The sequence below is a fragment of the Pseudomonas sp. NKUCC02_KPG genome (genome assembly GCF_019345465.1).
Taxonomy (GTDB): Bacteria; Pseudomonadota; Gammaproteobacteria; order Pseudomonadales; family Pseudomonadaceae; genus Aquipseudomonas.
The window spans coordinates 1-19078 of record NZ_JAHKRC010000013.1; the positions used below are offsets into that span (position 1 = coordinate 1).

Sequence of the window (19078 nt, forward strand, 5' to 3'; positions counted from 1 at the left end):
TTCAGCGGTGTATTTGGCGATACGGGCCAGCGCGTCATCCAGGTCCACGGCTTGCTCGTCGACATAGCGAGTGGCCAGGCGGAAATCGATACGGCTTTGCTGGCATTCGATGTTCAGCGAGCAGGCACCGGCCAGGGTGGCGGCCAGAGGCTGTGCGCCGCCCATGCCGCCCAGACCTGCGGTCAGTACCCACTTGCCGACCAGGCTGCCGTTGTAGTGCTGGCGACCGGCTTCGACGAAGGTTTCGTAGGTGCCCTGGACGATGCCCTGGCTGCCGATGTAGATCCAGCTGCCGGCGGTCATCTGGCCGTACATGGCCAGGCCTTTGGCGTCGAGTTCGTTGAAGTGCTCCCACGTGGCCCAGTGCGGTACCAGGTTGGAGTTGGCGATCAGTACCCGTGGTGCATTGTTGTGGGTTTTGAACACGCCGACCGGCTTGCCCGACTGCACCAGCAGGGTTTCGTCATCGTTGAGGTTGGTCAGGCTTTCGACGATTTTGTCGTAGCACTCCCAGTTACGCGCTGCCCGGCCAATACCGCCATACACCACCAGCTCGGTCGGGTTCTCGGCCACTTGCGGGTCGAGGTTGTTCATCAACATCCGCAGCGGCGCTTCGGTCATCCAGCTTTTAGCAGTGAGCTGGGTGCCACGGGCGGCGCGGATTTCACCTTCACGGTGACGGGTGAACTCGGCAGGCGATTTTGGGGTAGTTGAAGTCACGGGTAACTCCTCAGCGATAGTCGGATGCGTCGGGTGTGAGAAGAGGATCGACGCACACTTATGTACTTGTACATACAAGCATATGCAAGTTAGCGGCCAATGTGTGAAATTCGCAAATGAAAAAGTTAGAGAGCCCGAAAACACAGGCTAAAAACCGTGCGCCAGGTTTTTGAGAAGAGGATGAATGATTCGCAGGAGTGTTACTGGAGGAGGTCTGTGCGCTGAGTTGGGGCGTTCGGTAACAGAGTGTGTAGCGTGTGTAGTCGCTGCTGCAGGCTGCGAAGCGGGACGTGGGACGTGGGACGTGGGACGCGGGACGTGGGACGCGGGAGCTCCAGGAAAACGGGTTGCTCCGCAACCCTTCGCAGCCTGCGGCAGCGACTACATGGTCAGTTAGACCGCGCTCAACTCAATCACACAGCACAGGCCTGTCACCGTCACTTCAAGCAACTCGCGATTGCCGCTCAGTTGCAAACAGTCGTAACGGCCCAGGTGTTCGTGGCAGGTGTTACCCAGGCCCACATGAACCTGTTCGCCTGCGCTGAAAACCACCAGGGTGTGCGCCGAAGTGAACACGCGCTGAGGGGTGGTCGCCTCCAGCCATTGCAACCGCGCGGTGTAGCGCTGCGGGGCATAGATCAGATTGAAGTCGCGAATCGGACCATCGATCAGGGTGCAGGCAACGGCGCTTTCACCCTTGAATGCAAAAGCATCGAACGGTAACAGTGCCCGCGTGCTCACCCCGTCGACCTGCAGGTTCATGCCCGCACCCTGCAGCACGCTGATGATTCGCTGGTAGCCGTCAAAACGTGAAAAGCCGCCCGACTCGCCGATATCGGCAATCGACAGGCGCCAGCCAAAGCCATCAAGGCCCTCGCCTGCGTCTCGGGTGATTTCTTCAGTGCTGCCGCCGCCGTTCTTCCACGGCATGCGCGGATAGTCGACGGCACGTAAAACTTCAGGCTGGATCATTTATTGAAACGTCCTTCAAGACGATGACGGGAACCGGGGTGGATCAGTCGGGCGGCGGTAACAGGCTGACGACCCGACCAGGTGCGGCGACGAATCAGCAGGCACGGCTCGCCAGGCTCGATTTGCAGTAATTTGCACTCTTTGGGGTCAGCCAAAATCGCTTCGACCACGTGCTCGCCCTCAGTCAGCGGGGCGACTTGAGACAAATAGGCGTAAGGCGTTTGCAGGGTGAAATCCTGCTTGAGGTAGTCCGGTGCCACCAGGGCATTGACGAAACGGTCCTCGATTTGCACGGCAATCCCGTTCTCGTAGTGCACGATCAGTGAGTGAAAGACCTTCTGCCCTTCACGCATGTCGAGCACGGCGGCACGTTCCGAGCCGGCCATTTCTTCACCCAGACTGATGACCTTGCAGGTGTGCTTGTGCCCGCGAGCAGCGATTTCATCGGCGATATTGTTGACTTCGAACAGCGCGGACTGGGTCTTGGGCTCGGCCACAAAGGTGCCAACGCCCTGCATGCGCACCAGCAAGCCGTCGGCGGTCATTTCACGCAGCGCACGGTTGATGGTCATGCGGCTGAACCCCAACTGGGTCACAAGCTCGCTCTCGGAAGGCACACGATAATGCGGCGGCCAGTTTCCGCTCTGGATCTGCGCAGTGATCATTTGCTTTACTCGAGCGTAAAGCGGGGCCGGGCTATCGCCCATGTGGGCGGCCAGCGGGGACACGACAGGCGGAGTCGACACAGGCAATCCTTGGTAATGAGTTAAGAGTCGTAGCTTGCCGGAGTTTACCGAGCAGGCAAACGTCTGTATATGTATATACAAATTACAAGCAATGGGGTACCGAACCGATGTCCGTCTTCTTTGCCGAGCGCGCGCTACTGCCTACAGGCTGGGCTACCAATGTCCGCATCGAGGTCGGTGCCGATGGCTACTTGACCCGAATCCAGGCCAATGCCGACGCGCACGGCGCCGAACGGCTGAACGGCCCACTGCTACCGGGCATGCCGAATCTGCACTCCCACGCATTCCAGCGGGCCATGGCCGGTTTGGCCGAAGTGGCGGGCAACCCCAACGACAGTTTCTGGACGTGGCGCGATTTAATGTATCGGCTCGTCGGAAAAATAAGCCCTGAACAGCTCGGCGTCATTGCCCGTCAGTTGTACATCGAAATGCTCAAGGCCGGTTACACCTCGGTGGCTGAATTCCATTACGTGCACCACGATCTTTCGGGCCAGCCCTATGCCAATCCAGCAGAACTGGCGCTGCGCATCAGCGAAGCGGCGCGCTCCACCGGCATTGGCCTGACCTTGCTGCCAGTGCTCTACAGCCACTCCGGCTTTGGCGGGCAGGCACCCAACGACGGTCAACGGCGTTTTATCAACAGCACCGAGCACTACCTGAAGCTGCAGCAACAGCTAAAGCCGCTGCTGGCTCAACAGCCTGCACAAACCCTGGGCTTGTGCTTTCACTCGCTGCGCGCCGTCACTCCCGAGCAAATCCACGAAGTTCTGCAGGCCGGCGACACGACCTGCCCGGTGCATATCCATATCGCAGAGCAACAAAAGGAAGTCGACGATTGCCTGAGCTGGAGCGGCAAACGTCCAATCCAGTGGCTGTATGACAACGTTGAGGTCGATCAACGCTGGTGCCTGGTGCATGCAACCCACGCCAACGCTGCCGAAGTCCAGCTGATGGCGCAGAGCCAGGCCGTGGCCGGGTTGTGCCTGACCACCGAAGCCAACCTGGGTGACGGCATTTTTCCGGCCGTGGATTTCCTTGCTCAAGGCGGGCGAATGGGCATTGGCTCGGACAGCCATGTGTCCCTGAGCGTGGTTGAAGAGCTGCGCTGGCTGGAATACGGCCAGCGCTTGCGCGATCAGCGCCGCAACCGGATGTATCGCAGCGACCAGCCGATGGTCGGCCGCACTCTGTATGACGCCGCACTGGTGGGCGGCGCCCAGGCGATGGGCCAGGCGGTTGCCGGATTAGCCGTTGGTCAGCGCGCCGACTGGCTGGTACTGGACGGTAATGACCCGTACCTGGCCACGGCACAGGACGACGCCATTCTTAACCGCTGGCTGTTTGCGGGCGGCGATCGTCAGGTACGAGACGTATTGGTCAACGGTCAGTGGGTGGTGCGCGACGGCCGTCATGCCGATGAAGAAGCCAGCTGCCGCGACTTCACCCGGGTGCTGCGCGAGTTGTTGGGGTAACAAAACTGCGGTCGCCCTCGCCGCCTGCGGCAGCGACTACCCGTTAACTCAGCCCTTTCACCGCCCAATCGCGGACCGCGGCATAGGGGTAGTTCTCCAATGCCGCAAAACCTGGAATGGCACGCGCTTTCATCTTGGTGAACATCGGCACGCTGATCCCGCATAAAAACCGGGTCAGGCGTTCTGCCGGGGGATAACTTCCCGTGAACTCCTGATGCCTGTGGATAAAAGCACCACACAGAGCTTCGAAGTTTTTATCCACAAGCGGCATCAGTGCGGGCGGCTCCGGCAAGTGAGCGACCTGCCCAGCACACACTGAACAATGGCCGCACTGCTGCGGCGCCTGCTCATCCCCAAAATACTGCGCCAGCCGGTAGCTCAAGCAGGTTTCACTGGCGAACAGCGCCAACATTGCGTGAATCCGCGTAATCTCGCCACGCTCGTGAGCCTTGAAGTAGGCATGCAGTTCCAGGCTCAGAGCCTGAGCATCAAAATCTTGAACCAACAGGCTGTAGACCTCGGTCATCTGCTTGCTTTCAAGTTCGATCCAGCCCTTCTCCTGAAAGTAATCCAGCGCTTTGACCACCCGGTTCCGATCAGCCTGATGCTGGCTGTACAGCCCGTCGAAATTCACCGTGGCCCAGGTTCTGGCTCGGCTGGAAGTCTGGATGATGGCCGAGACAAATTGCTGACGCTCGCCCTCAAACTTGGCCAGCAACACATCAGGTTCTATCAGGAATTTGAAACGATACTCGGCGAAATAGGCATAGCGAGGGGCAATCAGGCCACGCAGTTCCAACTGGACCAACAAAGTCTTGAGCGGTAACTGACGAATGTTGCTCTGATCGGACAGAGGCAGCAGCATGAACTCCCACTGCCCTTGCACAATTGCCTCACGCAACTCATCGAGTACATAGCGAATGCCCTGCAACTCCGGCGTGTCGCCGTACACAAAGTTTTCCAGCACATTGAGGCTGTCACGATTGGCCAGCACCAGGCACTCCGAGGGTGCACCATCACGCCCTGCGCGGCCGATTTCCTGGCTGTAGTTTTCGATCGACTTGGGCAAGTCGAAATGCACCACGTTACGGATGTCGCTCTTGTCGATGCCCATGCCAAAGGCAATGGTGGCAACGATGCAATTCAACTGCCCGCCCATGAACTGGCGCTGAATGCCCTCGCGCTGATCATGGGGCAAACCGGCGTGATAGGCGTTGGCGCTAATCCCGTTCTGGTTCAAGTGCTGGGCAATGTGCTCGGCGGTCTTTTGCAGCGTGACATACACAATGCTCGGCTGACCGAGACGCTCGCCCATCCACTGCACCAGGCGCTGACGCTTGGCGGCACCAGTGACTGGCTCGACCCACAGATTGAGATTGGCGCGATAGAAACCGGTGGTGATGACGTCCGACTCGGCAATCGCGAACTTGACCTGCATGTCTGCGATCACGTTAGGGGTCGCCGTCGCGGTCAGCAGCAGCGCTTGCGGGATATTGAACTGGCGCTGGTAGTCCGGAAGCTTCAGGTAGTCCGGACGGAAATTATGCCCCCACTCGGAAATACAGTGCGCTTCGTCCACCACCAGCAGGGAAATCGGCACTTGCTGCAAAAAGTTACGAAAGCGCTCGTTTTTCAGTCGCTCGACCGAAATCATCAGGATCTTCAACTCGCCCGCTTTCGCCCGGGCCATGACGGCGCTTGCCTCGTCGCGGCTTTGCGCCGAATCGATGCTGGCCGCTGCAATCCCGTGGCGCTGCAAAAAAGCCAATTGGTCCTGCATCAAGGCCAACAGCGGCGAAACCACTAGCGTCAGGTGAGGCAACAGCAGCGCCGGCAGTTGGTAGCACAGGGATTTGCCCGATCCCGTAGGGAAAATCGCCGCCGCTGAACGTCCAGCCAACACGGCACTGATCGCCGCTTCTTGCCCGGCACGAAACTGTGGATAACCAAAGACCTGTTCCAGGGTGTTGTGCATGACTGTCACTCCTTTGACCGTTGCAAAGCGCAAAACTCTACGCCAGGTTTGCAGCCGATCGAGAAAAGGCCGGGGGCAAATTGAGAGAGGATGATACAGGGTCGAGCCAGGATGCCTTGAATAACCCTTTGTCAGGAGAAAACGCAAAATTTGGCAACAACAGAATTTTGCCAGTAGTATTTATTGTGCATACGATAAATTGATGCAAATAACCTACGACATCACCAAACGCAACAAGACGCTAATCGAGCGAGGCCTTGATTTCGCTGACGCAAAAACCCTATTTGCAGGTCATCACTTCACATCTGAAGACTCACACCAGGATTACGGCGAAGTCCGACTAATCAGCATCGGCCTGTTACAGGAACGCATGATTGTTTTGGTCTGGACACCGCGCGGCGCGGACCGCCGTATTATTTCCATGAGGAAAGCCAATGAGCGCGAACAAGCACTCTACGCCCATCGACTGGGTTGACCCGGATGACGCGCCCGAACTGACAGAAGCCTTTTTTGAAGCTGCCGACGAGTTCAAAGGTCCGCTGCTGATTAAACGCGGCAGACCCAAAGCGAACAAAGTGCTCACACGAATCACCATCCGTCTTGCTCCCGAAGTCGTAGAGCAATTCAAGGCCTCCGGCCCCGGCTGGCAAACACGCATGAACGCAGCACTGGCTGACTGGTTGAAGAGTCATTCGCCAGGAGAGATACCTTGAAACTCTTTTCGGACTTTTGATAATGAAACTCGCCACCGACCTCCCGGACACCCCCATCCTGCGCGAGCTGATGCAGTTGCTGCATGAAGAAATCGGCCTGCCGGAACACAAAACCATCAGTCTCAAGACCGCGATCAACGCGGATCTTGGCTGCAATGGCAGCGATGCCCAGCATTTGATGGAAGCCCTCGAGGAACGTTTCGGGCTCGAGTTGGCGGACTATGATGCCTACCGCTACTTCCAGCCTGCGGGCAACGACCCGCACCTCAAGCGCAAGGCCAAGGGCCGCGAAGGCAAAGTACCCCTGACCATCGGCATGCTGTACGCGGCGATCAGCCGCGGCCATTGGGATACGCAAAACCTGGAAGCTTAGGTAAAAAGTTATGTGGTAGCAGTCTTGCTCGCGATTCGGGCAACGCGGTTTGCCAGAGTCACCCCGGCGATGCCATCGCGAGCAAGCCCGCTCCCACAGGATGCATCTGCTCAGGCACAAAAAAGCCGCCCTCTCAGGCGGCTTCTTTGTGGTTCAACACACTGACCGAATGCTTACGCCTTCGGACCCGCTGCCTTGATCGCGTCGCTGACGTCGAACTTCTTGAAGTTCTCTACGAACAGGCCAGCCAATGCCTTGGCAGCTTCGTCGTAGGCAGCTTTGTCTGCCCAGGTGTTGCGTGGATTGAGCAGAACAGTGTCAACGCCCGGTACGGCCAATGGCACGTCGAGGTTGATGGTGTCCAGGTGTTCGGTTTCTGCGCCGACCAGAGCACCGCTCTGGATCGCAGCAATCACGCCACGGGTGGTCGGGATGTTGAAGCGCTTGCCAACACCGTAGCCACCACCGGTCCAGCCGGTGTTGACCAGGTACACCTTGGAGCCGAAGCCGCGGATGCGTTTGATCAGCAGCTCTGCGTATTCGCCAGCCGGACGCGGGAAGAACGGTGCGCCGAAGCAGGTGGAGAAGGTGGACTTGATGCCGCTGCCCGAACCCATTTCAGTCGAGCCCACCAGTGCGGTGTAGCCGGACAGGAAGTGGTAGGCCGCTTGTTCTTCGCTGAGGATCGACACGGGCGGCAATACGCCGGTCAGGTCGCAGGTCAGGAAGATCACAGCGTTTGGCTCGCCGCCCAGGTTCTTCTCGGAACGCTTGGCAACGTGCTCCAGCGGGTAAGCTGCGCGGCTGTTCTGGGTCAGGCTGACATCGGCATAGTCAGGGTGCTTGGCATCGTCGAGAACAACGTTCTCCAACACGGCGCCGTGCTTGATGGCTTTCCAGATGACCGGCTCGTTCTTCTCGGAAAGGTCGATGCACTTGGCATAGCAACCGCCTTCGATGTTGAACACCACACCTTCGCCCCAACCGTGTTCGTCATCACCGATCAGGTAACGGCTTTCATCGGCGGACAGGGTGGTTTTACCGGTGCCGGACAGGCCGAAGAACAGGGTCACATCGCCTTCTTCGCCAATGTTGGCAGCGCAGTGCATCGGCAGCACGTCAGCAGCAGGCAACAGGAAGTTCTGTACCGAGAACATGGCTTTTTTCATTTCACCGGCGTAACGCATACCGGCGATCAGCACTTTTTTCTGGGCGAAGTTGAGGATCACGCAACCGTCAGAGTTGGTGCCATCACGCTCAGGTACGCACTCGAAGTTGGCCACGTTGAGCACTTGCCACTCTTCACGACCGGCCGGGTTGTACTGAGCCGGGTTGATGAACAGGCAACGGCCGAACAGGTTCTGCCAGGCAGTCTGGGTAGTCATTTTCACGGCCAGGTAGTGGTCTTCGGAAGCACCTACATGCACGTGGGAAACGAAATGCTCTTGCGCGTTGTTGAACGCCTCGACGCGGTCCCACAAGGCATCGAACTTGTCGGCCGGGAACTTGCGGTTGATCGGGCCCCAGGCAATGGATGCCTGAGTGGACGGTTCTTCAACAATGAAGCGGTCAGCCGGTGAACGGCCTGTACGGTGACCAGTTTCGACAACCAGTGCGCCATTGTCGGCAAGCACGCCTTCACCACGGCTCAGGGCTTCTTTGACCAGATCGTCGATGCTCAGATCGGTGTACACGGCGTTATTAGCTTGCGTCATGAGGTTCCCCGTCGGCCATTGGCCGAGTGCGCCAAACGTTTTGTAGTAGAAAAATTTGCACTACTACCGCGAAAAAAGTGGGCCGGATTATGCCAGAAAACCCCAAAAAGAGTAGGGCCCACCTGTCAGAACCGCGCAAGAACGGGGTTTGACAGGTGTTTTACCTAGGCTGAAACGTTTTAGTGATGAGTGCCAGAAGGGGATTCAACACCCGCGCCTGCGAACAATTGATCGACATCAGCCGCGTCAAACAGGTAGCGCTCGTTGCAAAACTGGCAGTCGATTTCGATATGACCGCCATGCTCGGTCACCAGAGTCAGCGCATCTTCGTGGCCGAGGCTGGTCAGGGCATTGCCCGAACGCTCACGGGAACAGCTGCACTTGAATTCGATGGCCTCGTTGTCAAACAGACGCACGGTTTCTTCGTGATAAAGGCGGTGCAGGATAGTCTCGTTGTCCAGCCCCAGCAGCTCTTCAGCCTTGAGGGTATCGCCCAGCATCAGCAGCCGGTCCCAGCTGTCCACACGCTCGTCTTCATCCTTGACCACGTCGGCAGGCAACTGCTGCAAGAACATGCCACGGGCGCGCTGGCCATCGGCAACCAGCCAGAAGCGGGTTGGCACTTGCTCGGACATCACGAAGTAGTTGGTGAAACAGTCGGCCAGGGTTTCGCCGTTCAGGTCCACAATCCCCTGGTAGCGTTTGCCAACCGTAGGATCAATGGTAATGGCCAGTACGCCATTGGGCAGCAGGTCGGCCAGAGTGGCATCAGGAGCAATGCGATCGGCGTCGAAACGTGCCAGGCCGCGTATCTCACGGTCGCTGGTGCATTCGATCATCAGCAGCGGCACCGGGCCTTCCGAACGGGCTTGCAAGCTCAGCAAACCATCAATTTTCTGGTTGCCCACCAGCAACGCAGCAGCAGCCATCAGCTCGCCCAGCAACTGCTGGACCGGCTGTGGATAAGCGTGCTTGGCCAACACGTCAGCGTAGCTATGCTCCAGCGATGCCAGTTCGCCACGGGCGTCGCTGGTATCGAACATAAAGCGTTGTGTGGCATCGTTTTTGAGTAAGTCGGACATAAGAATAGAGTTCTGAATTGGTGACAAAATGTGTACGGATCGTTGGATGTCGTGCAGGTCTAATGACCCTATATGGCGCCATACATGGATGATTACAAGTTATGCGCACACAGACTCGACGTACGGTTTGCGAGCTTCGGCCAGCTCACTCGGCCCCACTGGCATCATGGAACTGATGCAGTTGGCGTCGTTGTTTCTTGGTTGGTTTTCCTTCGGTGCTGATACCCATTGCACCGGATTTGCGCATGGCCGCTGCGTTTTCCCGCTTGGCAATGCTTTGCCCGGTTTCGGCGTACAGCAATTGAGCCTCGGGAGCGCCTCGACGCACCACTGACAGTGCTTTGACTTCCACAGTACGTTCTTCAAGGCCTACACGTATTTGCAGTTCATCGCCCACCCGTGGCTCTTTGCTCGGTTTGCAGCGCTCACCACGGCAATGCACCTTGCCGCTTTCGATCGCGGCTTTGGCCAATGCACGGGTTTTGTAAAAACGCGCTGCCCAGAGCCACTTGTCCAGGCGAACCTTGTCGTCCACTTCCTGTTTTTGTGCCACTGGAATCCCTCTTCATTTGAATAGTCAGAACTGTACTACTACTTGCGATGAACAACTGAAGCAATCAGCCCGATAGAATGCCTGCCTGCGGAATAGCGTACACGTAGATAACTGTCGCCATTTGCCGGATATTCTGCGTGAATACCCTTTCTACACAGCCAAATCGGGATCGCCGATTGTTTTACCTGCAGGGTTTCTCCTGCAGCCTGAATACGTTAATCGCTGGTTACTTATATTGAAGACTTTTGATCACTTGACCGTTGTCGGTCTGCGCGAATGGGTGGCGCTTCCCGATTTGGGAGTTGCCGGCCTGCGGGCGAAAATCGACACCGGTGCCAGTACCTCCAGCTTGCACGCCACCGAGATCGAGCCATTTGAGCGCGAGGGTGAAAAGTGGGTACGTTTCAATGCCCATTTGGGCACGTTGGTACAGCTGCGCCACCGCCGCTGTGAAGCCCCGTTAGTCGCCATAAAAACCATAAAAAGCTCCAATGGTCACACCCAGGTTCGCTATGTGATCCGTACCGGCCTGGCGCTGGGCGATCGGGTCTGGCAGGTCGAGTTCACCCTCGCCTGCCGCAAATCGATGCGTTACCGCTTATTACTGGGCTCGAAAGCCCTGATTGACGGCCAGCTGGTCGTCAATCCAGAACATAAATACGTTCAAGACAAGCCGGTGTTTCCGGTCACTACTACCTCTGCCACAGGTGTTGCATGAAGATCGCTGTGCTGTCGCGTAACCCGCGTCTGTATTCCACTCGTCGTCTGGTTGAAGCCGGTACCGAACGAGGCCATGAAATGGTAGTGATCGATACCCTGCGCGCCTATATGAACATTGCCAGTCATAAGCCGCAGATTCACTATCGCGGCAAGCCACTGGAAGGCTTCGACGCCGTAATCCCGCGTATTGGCGCCTCGGTCACGTTCTATGGCTGTGCAGTGTTGCGTCAGTTCGAAATGATGGGGGTGTTCCCGCTCAATGAGTCGGTAGCGATTGCCCGTTCACGGGACAAACTGCGCTCGTTGCAACTGCTGTCGCGTCGAGGCCTGGGTTTGCCTGTGACCGGTTTTGCCCACTCCCCTGACGACATTCCCGACCTGATCGAGATGGTCAATGGCGCGCCGCTGGTGATCAAGGTACTGGAAGGCACCCAGGGCATCGGCGTAGTGCTGTGCGAAACCGCCACTGCCGCTGAATCGGTGATTGAGGCCTTTATGGGGCTCAAGCAAAACATCATGGTGCAGGAATACATCAAGGAAGCGGGAGGCGCCGATATTCGCTGCTTCGTGGTCGGGGACAAGGTCATCGCGGCCATGAAGCGTCAGGCCAAACCTGGCGAGTTCCGCTCCAACCTGCACCGGGGCGGTAGCGCCAGCCTGATCAAGATCACCCCTGAGGAGCGCATGACCGCCATTCGTGCGGCCAAGGTCATGGGGTTGAGCGTGGCGGGGGTCGATATTTTGCGCTCCAACCACGGCCCATTGGTGCTGGAGGTCAATTCATCGCCGGGCCTGGAAGGTATTGAAACCACCACAGGCAAGGACGTGGCCGGGATCATCATTCAACATCTTGAAAAAAACAGCAGCCCGCACATGACACGGACCAAGGGCAAAGGCTAAACGCCCGTCAAACCCTGTGGGAGCGGGCTTGCCCGCGATGGCAGCACCGCAGTTTAACTGGCTGATCGCGCCGCCTGCATCGCGAGCAAGCCCGCTCCCACAGGGCCAGAGAAATCTACACCGCCCCTCTTGGCAACATAAGCCCCAGCGGCAGGCGTACACGGGCTTCCAGCCCACCGCCGCTACGGTTACGCAATTCAACATTGCCGCCATGCATGGAGGCAATCCGCTTCACGATAGCCAGGCCCAACCCTGTGCCTTTGCCACCACGGGCACGGTCACCGCGAATAAACGGATTGAAGATGTCTTCAAGTTCCGAAGGATCAATCCCCGCGCCCCGGTCCATTACGCTGAGCACCACGTACGGTGCACTGACGTCTCCGGACACATATGCAGCAACCTCAACGTCTTCGCCCGCATGGTGCAGGGCATTGCCGATCAGGTTGTTGAGCAGACGCTTCATCGACACCCGACGCAACGCAAACGGCTGGATCGGCTGCAAGCGCAAGCGCACCTGTTCACCGTTCTGGTTGTAGGGCGCCACCACTTCGCGGATCAGATCACACAGATCAACTTCTTCGACCGGCTCGTCACGCCCATCACGGATAAAGGCCAGGAACTGATCGAGAATCGCATCCATGTCCTCAATGTCACGCACCATATCGTCTGAAAGGTCGCTGTGGTTGCCCATCAGCTCCAGAGAAAGGCGCAAACGGGTCAGCGGTGTTCTCAGGTCATGGGACACACCGGCAAGCATCAGCTCACGCTCACGGCCTGCCTGCTCAACATCTTCAGCCATTTGATTGAAGGCGCTGTACACCTCGGTCATCTCGCTGGGGGTGTCGCTGATCGGCAAGCGCACGCTGCGCCCCTGCCCCAGTTGACGAGCCGCATACACCAGTCGCTTGAGCGGCTGATTGAGCTGGCTGACGAAAATCCACGCCGACGCAGTGGATAACAAGCCAATGGCCAGGAACCAGCCCAGGACATTCCAGATTTTCTGCCCACGAAGCGGATGCGGATACAGCGGCACTTTCAACCAGCCTTCACCCAGGCTAGGCGCACGCACCCACAGGGCGGGAGACGTGTGCATGCGCAAGCGAACTTCGGTGTCAGGGCCTAGCTCGTCCTGCATCTGACGTTGGTAGATTTCGCTGTAAGGCCAGTGCTGCTCACCCTCGGGCACACCACCACCCACGACGCGCACCAAATCAACGGCATCGATAATCTTGTTGCGGTTTTCCTCATCGGCCGCCCAATAGGCGCGCAAGGTCAGTGCCACACCGTGACTGTATTGGCGGTCGACCAACACGTCCTCGTTCATGAGCAGGTAAACCAGCGTCAGTGCCTTGGAAAACAGAACGACTATCAGGACGAGCCAGAGAGTGCGCGAGAAAAAACTTTGGGGAAACCAGAGAGGGGTTTTCATAGACAGCCGTTTTTACACTTTGCAGGAGCGAGCCCAAAAGCCCGCAAAAAAATGAATCGCGAGCCACTCAGGTACCTGAATGACTCGCTCCTACAAATGATCGGTCACTTGGTTGCGTTACCATCCGGCACGAACACATAACCTACGCCCCAGACAGTCTGGATATAGCGCGGTTTGGACGGATCAGGCTCGATCATGCGACGCAAACGGGAGATCTGGACGTCGATTGAACGCTCCAGTGCATCCCATTCGCGACCACGGGCCAGGTTCATCAGCTTGTCACGGGTCAATGGCTCGCGAGCATGCATGACCAAGGCCTTGAGGACCGCAAACTCACCCGTAGTGAGCATGTGAACTTCATCACCGCGCTTGAGTTCGCGGGTGGCCAGGGACAACTCGTAATCACCGAACGTCACGCTTTCGTCTTCGCTGCCCGGCGCACCCGGCACCGGTGCCGACTGGCGGCGCAATACAGCCCGCACCCGCGCCATCAGTTCATCGGGGTTGAACGGTTTGGCCAGGTAATCGTCGGCGCCCAGTTCCAGACCCTTGATGCGGCTCAGCTCGTCGCCCTTGGCAGTCAGCATGATGATCGGCACCCGATTGCCCGCTGCACGCAGGCGGCGGCAGGCAGACAAGCCGTCTTCACCGGGCAGCATCAAATCCAGTACCACCAGGTTAAATACCTCACGAGCCAGCAAACGATCCATTTGCTCGACGTTCGGCACAGCCCGGGCACGATAGCCCTTGCTGACGAAGAAACGTTCCAGCAGGCTGCTCAGTCCAGGATCGTCATCAACGATGAGAATTTTTTCGCCTTCAGCCGGTTGTGCAATGCTGCTCATTAGATGCTCCTGTGATCTCGGCGCGCATTATGGCTTAGCTGCTGTCATACGCATGGTGTGCATTGTTAGCAGATTTTTCCTCTACAAACAGCAGACCAATCAATGTGGCCACAGCCTGCAGTCCCCTGAATCCGGGAACGCTGGTTATAATGCGCCGCCTTTTGTGTCAGGCAACCTCGAATTTTCAATGGTTGTGGCAGGATTTATTTTTTCAACACCTGCCGTAATTTGCTGATTTCACGGGTCAACAGGCTGCCCTTTTGGCCCAGGTAGCGGCGCCCTCCGGGCCGCTCAACCAGCCTCGCAGGCCTTCAAGCCCGGGCCTGCGAGCCTGCATCACAATTTGTCAGGTGGTTTTATGGACAGCATCAACAGCCGCATCGCCGAAGAACTTGGCGTGCGCCCGCAGCAGGTCGAAGCGGCCGTCGCTCTTCTGGATGAAGGCTCCACCGTACCCTTCATTTCTCGCTACCGTAAGGAAGTGACCGGCAGCCTGGATGACACCCAGTTACGTCATCTGGAAGAACGCCTGCGCTATCTGCGTGAACTCGACGAACGGCGCGTGAGCATCCTCGCCAGCATCGAAGAACAAGGCAAATTGACACCCGAACTCGCCCGCGACATCAAACTCGCCGAGACCAAAACCCGCCTCGAAGACTTGTACCTGCCTTACAAGCAAAAACGCCGCACCAAGGGCCAGATCGCCCTGGAAGCAGGCCTTGGCGAGTTGGCAGATGGCCTGTTCAACGACCCGACACGCAACCCTGAAACCGAAGCTGCCCGTTTTATCGACGCAGAAAAAGGGGTGGCTGATACCAAGGCGGCCCTCGACGGCGCCAAGTACATCCTCATGGAGCGCTTCGCCGAAGACGCCAGCCTGCTGGATAAACTGCGCAGCTTCCTCAAGAACGAAGCCATTCTCAGTGCCCGCGTGATCGCTGGCAAAGAAGAAGAAGGCGCCAAGTTCCGCGACTACTTCGAACACGATGAGCCGCTCAAAAGCATGCCTTCTCACCGTGCGCTGGCGATTTTCCGTGGTCGCAACGAAGGTATTCTCAGCTCTTCACTCAAAGTGGGCGAAGAACTGCCTGGGTCGATGCATCCCGGCGAGATGATGATTGCCGAACGTTTCGGCCTGCAAAACCAGAACCGCCCGGCGGACAAGTGGCTTGGCGAAGTAGTGCGCTGGACCTGGAAGGTCAAGCTCTACACCCACCTTGAAACCGACTTGCTGGGTGAGTTGCGCGACGGTGCTGAAACCGAAGCGATCAACGTATTCGCCCACAACCTGCACGACCTGCTGCTGGCCGCACCTGCTGGCCCGCGCGCCACCCTGGGCCTGGACCCGGGCCTGCGCACCGGCTGCAAGATTGCCGTGGTCGATGCCACCGGCAAGCTGCTCGAATACGCCACCGTGTACCCCCACGTACCGCACAACAAATGGGATCAGACGATCTCGGTCATGGCCGCCCTGTGCGCCAAGCACTCGGTGGAGCTGATCGCCATCGGCAACGGCACTGCCAGCCGCGAAAGCGACAAGCTGGTCATCGACCTGATGAAAAAATACCCGGCCCTGAAAGTCACCAAGGTGATGGTCTCTGAAGCCGGTGCTTCGGTGTACTCGGCCTCGGAACTGGCGGCCAAGGAATTCCCGGACCTGGACGTATCAATCCGTGGTGCCGTGTCCATTGCCCGCCGCCTGCAAGACCCGCTGGCCGAACTGGTGAAGATCGATCCCAAGTCCATTGGTGTGGGTCAGTACCAGCACGACGTGTCCCAACTCAAACTGGCACGTGGCCTGGACGCTGTGGTTGAAGATTGCGTAAACGCCGTGGGCGTGGACGTGAACACCGCATCCGTGGCGCTCCTGGCACGCATCTCGGGCCTCAACGCCACGCTGGCACAAAACATCGTCAGTCATCGCGACGAAAACGGCGCGTTCAAAACCCGTGCGGCGCTGAAAAAAGTCAGCCGCCTGGGCGAAAAAACCTTCGAGCAAGCGGCAGGTTTCTTGCGCGTGATGAATGGCGACAACCCATTGGACAGCTCGGCGGTTCACCCCGAGGCCTACCCGCTGGTCAAGCGCATTGCTTCGGACACCGAGCGCGACATCCGCTCGCTGATCGGCGACGCGAGCTTCTTGAAGCGTCTGGACCCGAAGAAGTTCACCGACGAAACCTTCGGCCTGCCGACCGTGACCGACATTCTGCAAGAGCTGGAAAAACCGGGCCGCGACCCGCGTCCCGAGTTCAAGACGGCTGAGTTCCAGGAAGGCGTCGAAGACCTCAAGGACCTGCAACTGGGCATGATCCTGGAAGGCGTGGTGACCAACGTGACCAACTTCGGGGCTTTCGTCGATATCGGCGTGCATCAGGACGGCCTTGTGCACATCTCGGCATTGTCCGAGAAGTTCATCAAGGACCCGCGTGAAGCCGTGAAAGCCGGTGACGTGGTCAAGGTCAAGGTCATGGAAGTCGACATCCCGCGCAAACGCGTTGGCCTGTCGATGCGCATGAGCGACACCCCGGGCGAGAAGATCGACGGCGCCCGTGGTGCACGCCCGGGTTCCGCCCCGCGCCAGCAAAACACCGCACCCCGTAAAGAAACCGTTGCCGCCGCGCCAAGCAACAACGCGATGGCTTCGCTGTTTGCCAACGCCAAACAGTTGAAGAAACGCTAATGGCGCTCCCGGACGGCCTGACCCAAAGCGCTTTCAGCGAGTTGATCGGTTGCCGCGTGCAGTCGGTGGAAGACGGCGTGGCGCACGTAGCGCTAAGCCTGGAGCCGCAACTGCGCAACCGGGGTGGCAAGCTGCACGGTGGCGCGCTGTTCAGCCTGGTCGATATCAGCATGGGGCTGGCGTGTTCCAGCGCCCATGGATTCGATCAGCAGAGCGCGACCATCGAGTGCAAGATCAACTACATCCGCGCGGTGTCTGAAGGCGACGTGCTGTGCATCGCCAAAGTCATCCACCCCGGACGACGCACGCTGGTGGTCGAAGCCGATGTATTCCAGAGCGACAAACTGGTCGCAAAAGCACAAGGCACGTTCGCTGTCCTGTAGCCGCCACGGGGTCATTTGAGTTAATTTCGGTACTGCTGACGCGGTGCCGGAAGGCGCTTGGAGCGCTCAGGGGCCGAAACAGGGACGGGGCCAAAGCAGTATCAACAAAAGCCAGGCGACCACGCCGGTTTCAACTTCACCCTTGTAGACCGTCCTGACCACCCCCATATTGGGGCGACTGACGCGTGAAGGAATCCAACTTGAGCCAACTTCTCAACCGCCGCCTGGCTCTGCTCAGCGAGCGCGCTAACCTCACTCTGCTTGAGCAATGCCTGCACGGCATCGAGCGCGAATGCCTGCGCGTCACGCCTGACGCACGCCTGGCTCAGACCCCGCACCCTGAAGAATTGGGCTCGGCGCTGACCAACGATCAAATCACCACCGACTATTCCGAATCGCTGCTGGAGTTCATCACCCCGGCCCTGCCCGATCCGGCGCAGACGCTGGCCAGCCTCGACAAGATCCACCGCTTTGCCTACAGCAAGCTCGGCAACGAGTTCCTGTGGAGCCCTTCGATGCCGTGCCCGTTGCCGGCCGAAGAAGATATCCCGATTGCCTACTACGGCACGTCCAACATCGGGCAGCTCAAGTACGTGTACCGCAAGGGCCTGGCCCTGCGATACGGCAAGACCATGCAGTGCATCGCCGGTATCCATTACAACTTCTCCCTGCCCGAGGCTCTGTGGCCCGTGCTGATGCAGGCCGAAGGCTTTGTGGGTACCGAGCGCGACTATCAGTCGAACGCCTACATCGCCCTGATTCGCAACTTCCGTCGTTACAGCTGGCTGCTGATGTACCTGTTCGGTGCCTCCCCAGCGCTGGACGCCGGCTTTTTGCGCGGTCGTTCACACCAGCTGGAACAACTGGACCCCGACACGCTCTACCTGCCGTACGCCACCAGCCTGCGCATGAGCGACCTGGGTTACCAGAGCAACGCCCAGGCTGGCCTGACGCCGTGCTACAACAATCTGGACAGCTACACCGACAGCCTGCGCAAAGCAGTGGCCACACCTTACGCGCCTTATGTTGAAATCGGCACGCACAAGGATGGTGAATGGGTGCAGTTGAACACCAACATCCTGCAAATCGAAAACGAGTACTACTCCAACATCCGTCCCAAGCGTGTGACCTACACCGGCGAGCGGCCGATTCAGGCCCTGGTGTCCCGTGGCGTGCAGTACGTTGAAGTGCGTTTGCTGGATATCAACCCGTTCCTGCCGGTGGGCATTGACCTGCCAGAGGCACGTTTTCTGGACGCCTTCCTGCTGTATTGCGCGCTGCAAGACAGCCCGCAGTTCGACAGCACAGGGTGCGGCAGCTGCTCTTCGAACTTCCTGAGCGTAGTCATGGAGGGTCGCCGTCCGGGCCTGCAACTGCAGCGTGATGGTGCAGCCGTCGACATGAAGGAATGGGCGGCAGAACTGCTGGAAAAAATCGCGCCGCTGGCCGCCCTGCTCGACCAGAGCCACGGTGGCGATCACCACAGCAAAGCCGTCGACGAACAGTTGGCCAAGATCAAGGACGTGTCACTGACGCCGTCTGCCAGAGTGCTGGCCAGCATGAGTGAGCACAACGAAAGCTTCGCCCAGTTCTCGATGCGCCAAAGCCTGGCCCATGCCGAGTTCTTCCGTAGCGAACCGTTGAGCGCAGAAGATCAGGCCGCGTTTGAAGAGAAAGCACGCAAGTCATTGCTCGAACAGATCCAGACCGAACAAACAGAAGAAGGCGACTTCGACCTGTTTGTGGCCTCGTATCAGGCGAGTATTTTGGCGATCAGTAACTAGGCAGATCAAAAGCCCC

The 19078-nt window shown here is 58.4% G+C and carries 17 protein-coding genes and 1 pseudogene; 9 read left to right on the plus strand and 9 right to left on the minus strand.

The features are described 5' to 3' along the window. The 3 genes and pseudogenes from KO536_RS17365 to hutC form a co-directional block, all read right to left on the minus strand. Nucleotides 1-720: pseudogene (locus KO536_RS17365) on the minus strand (urocanate hydratase); the annotation flags it as partial. Between the two features lie 393 nt (nt 721-1113). Beyond that, a complete protein-coding gene (locus KO536_RS17370) occupies nt 1114-1692 on the minus strand; it encodes a HutD family protein (protein ID WP_133079153.1) in 579 nt (192 codons plus the stop codon). Then, entirely contained in the window at nt 1689-2399 is a 711-nt protein-coding gene (gene hutC / locus KO536_RS17375) for a histidine utilization repressor (RefSeq protein ID WP_219262600.1), read from the minus strand. The genes KO536_RS17370 and hutC overlap by 4 nt, the downstream gene beginning before the upstream one ends. Nucleotides 2400-2545: 146 nt before the next feature. Here hutC and KO536_RS17380 point away from each other — a divergent pair, with 146 nt between their 5' ends. After that, nucleotides 2546-3910, plus strand: a complete 1365-nt coding sequence (locus KO536_RS17380; protein WP_219262540.1) for a formimidoylglutamate deiminase — start codon at nt 2546-2548, stop codon at nt 3908-3910. A gap of 43 nt (nt 3911-3953) precedes the next feature. On the opposite strand, the gene KO536_RS17385 is transcribed toward KO536_RS17380, so the two are convergent. Then, nucleotides 3954-5885: an ATP-dependent DNA helicase RecQ gene (locus KO536_RS17385; protein ID WP_219262541.1), complete on the minus strand. Its 1932-nt coding sequence runs from the start codon at nt 5883-5885 to the stop codon at nt 3954-3956. Nucleotides 5886-6087: 202 nt separating this feature from the next. Between KO536_RS17385 and KO536_RS17390 the strand changes: the two genes are divergently transcribed. The 3 genes from KO536_RS17390 to KO536_RS17400 are packed head-to-tail and all read left to right on the plus strand — an operon-like array spanning nt 6088 to nt 6971. Next, nucleotides 6088-6360 (plus strand): BrnT family toxin, encoded by a 273-nt coding sequence (locus tag KO536_RS17390; RefSeq protein WP_219262542.1) that lies wholly within the window; start codon nt 6088-6090, stop codon nt 6358-6360. Then, complete coding sequence (locus tag KO536_RS17395; RefSeq protein ID WP_133079148.1) at nt 6320-6598, plus strand: BrnA antitoxin family protein; 279 nt, start codon at nt 6320-6322, stop codon at nt 6596-6598. Before KO536_RS17390 ends, KO536_RS17395 begins: the two co-directional genes overlap by 41 nt. Nucleotides 6599-6620: 22 nt before the next feature. Further along, nucleotides 6621-6971 carry a DUF1493 family protein gene (locus KO536_RS17400; protein ID WP_219262543.1) on the plus strand — a complete coding sequence of 117 codons (351 nt, stop codon included), beginning with the start codon at nt 6621-6623 and terminating at the stop codon, nt 6969-6971. Between the two features lie 173 nt (nt 6972-7144). Here the strand turns inward: KO536_RS17400 and KO536_RS17405 are convergent, their stop codons facing one another. The 3 genes from KO536_RS17405 to KO536_RS17415 all read right to left on the minus strand — a co-directional run bounded on the left by KO536_RS17405 (nt 7145) and on the right by KO536_RS17415 (nt 10321). After that, a complete protein-coding gene (locus KO536_RS17405) occupies nt 7145-8686 on the minus strand; it encodes a phosphoenolpyruvate carboxykinase (protein ID WP_133079146.1) in 1542 nt (513 codons plus the stop codon). A 179-nt stretch (nt 8687-8865) separates the two neighbouring features. Further along, the gene (gene hslO / locus KO536_RS17410) at nt 8866-9768 is read right to left on the minus strand and encodes an Hsp33 family molecular chaperone HslO (RefSeq protein ID WP_133079145.1); all 903 of its coding nucleotides are present in this window, start codon (nt 9766-9768) and stop codon (nt 8866-8868) included. A 145-nt stretch (nt 9769-9913) separates the two neighbouring features. After that, nucleotides 9914-10321: a S4 domain-containing protein gene (locus tag KO536_RS17415; RefSeq protein WP_133079144.1), complete on the minus strand. Its 408-nt coding sequence runs from the start codon at nt 10319-10321 to the stop codon at nt 9914-9916. 268 nt (nt 10322-10589) lie between these two features. On the opposite strand from KO536_RS17415, the gene KO536_RS17420 reads away from it, so the two are divergent. Further along, on the plus strand, nt 10590-11039 hold the full coding sequence (locus KO536_RS17420) for an ATP-dependent zinc protease (protein ID WP_173667409.1): 450 nt from the start codon (nt 10590-10592) through the stop codon (nt 11037-11039). Next, the gene (gene rimK / locus KO536_RS17425; protein ID WP_016783140.1) at nt 11036-11941 is read left to right on the plus strand and encodes a 30S ribosomal protein S6--L-glutamate ligase; all 906 of its coding nucleotides are present in this window, start codon (nt 11036-11038) and stop codon (nt 11939-11941) included. The genes KO536_RS17420 and rimK overlap by 4 nt, the downstream gene beginning before the upstream one ends. A gap of 115 nt (nt 11942-12056) precedes the next feature. Here the strand turns inward: rimK and KO536_RS17430 are convergent, their stop codons facing one another. Together KO536_RS17430 and ompR are read right to left on the minus strand one after the other, a co-directional pair. Then, nucleotides 12057-13370, minus strand: coding sequence for an ATP-binding protein (locus KO536_RS17430; protein ID WP_019821770.1), 1314 nt, complete (start codon nt 13368-13370; stop codon nt 12057-12059). Nucleotides 13371-13474: 104 nt separating this feature from the next. Next, nucleotides 13475-14215, minus strand: coding sequence for a two-component system response regulator OmpR (gene ompR, locus KO536_RS17435; protein ID WP_048386441.1), 741 nt, complete (start codon nt 14213-14215; stop codon nt 13475-13477). A 358-nt stretch (nt 14216-14573) separates the two neighbouring features. On the opposite strand from ompR, the gene KO536_RS17440 reads away from it, so the two are divergent. The 3 genes from KO536_RS17440 (at nt 14574) to gshA (ending at nt 19062) form a co-directional block, all read left to right on the plus strand. After that, nucleotides 14574-16895, plus strand: a complete 2322-nt coding sequence (locus KO536_RS17440) for a Tex family protein (RefSeq protein ID WP_219262544.1) — start codon at nt 14574-14576, stop codon at nt 16893-16895. Further along, entirely contained in the window at nt 16895-17278 is a 384-nt protein-coding gene (locus KO536_RS17445) for a PaaI family thioesterase (RefSeq protein WP_219262545.1), read from the plus strand. The genes KO536_RS17440 and KO536_RS17445 overlap by 1 nt, the downstream gene beginning before the upstream one ends. A 200-nt stretch (nt 17279-17478) precedes the next feature. Beyond that, entirely contained in the window at nt 17479-19062 is a 1584-nt protein-coding gene (gene gshA, locus KO536_RS17450) for a glutamate--cysteine ligase (RefSeq protein WP_133079141.1), read from the plus strand. Nucleotides 19063-19078 lie beyond the last annotated feature (16 nt).

Bases quoted from the DNA above. Each gene is read 5' to 3' on its own strand.
- KO536_RS17390 (WP_219262542.1), top strand. From the start codon at position 6,088: ATGCAAATAACCTACGACATCACCAAACGCAACAAGACGCTAATCGAG.
- KO536_RS17380 (WP_219262540.1), top strand. From the start codon at position 2,546: ATGTCCGTCTTCTTTGCCGAGCGCGCGCTACTGCCTACAGGCTGGGCT.
- KO536_RS17400 (WP_219262543.1), top strand. From the start codon at position 6,621: ATGAAACTCGCCACCGACCTCCCGGACACCCCCATCCTGCGCGAGCTG.
- KO536_RS17405 (WP_133079146.1), bottom strand. From the start codon at position 8,686: ATGACGCAAGCTAATAACGCCGTGTACACCGATCTGAGCATCGACGAT.
- KO536_RS17395 (WP_133079148.1), top strand. From the start codon at position 6,320: ATGAGCGCGAACAAGCACTCTACGCCCATCGACTGGGTTGACCCGGAT.
- KO536_RS17385 (WP_219262541.1), bottom strand. From the start codon at position 5,885: ATGCACAACACCCTGGAACAGGTCTTTGGTTATCCACAGTTTCGTGCC.
- KO536_RS17370 (WP_133079153.1), bottom strand. From the start codon at position 1,692: ATGATCCAGCCTGAAGTTTTACGTGCCGTCGACTATCCGCGCATGCCG.
- ompR (WP_048386441.1), bottom strand. From the start codon at position 14,215: ATGAGCAGCATTGCACAACCGGCTGAAGGCGAAAAAATTCTCATCGTT.
- KO536_RS17445 (WP_219262545.1), top strand. From the start codon at position 16,895: ATGGCGCTCCCGGACGGCCTGACCCAAAGCGCTTTCAGCGAGTTGATC.
- hslO (WP_133079145.1), bottom strand. From the start codon at position 9,768: ATGTCCGACTTACTCAAAAACGATGCCACACAACGCTTTATGTTCGAT.
- hutC (WP_219262600.1), bottom strand. From the start codon at position 2,399: ATGGGCGATAGCCCGGCCCCGCTTTACGCTCGAGTAAAGCAAATGATC.
- KO536_RS17430 (WP_019821770.1), bottom strand. From the start codon at position 13,370: ATGAAAACCCCTCTCTGGTTTCCCCAAAGTTTTTTCTCGCGCACTCTC.
- rimK (WP_016783140.1), top strand. From the start codon at position 11,036: ATGAAGATCGCTGTGCTGTCGCGTAACCCGCGTCTGTATTCCACTCGT.
- KO536_RS17440 (WP_219262544.1), top strand. From the start codon at position 14,574: ATGGACAGCATCAACAGCCGCATCGCCGAAGAACTTGGCGTGCGCCCG.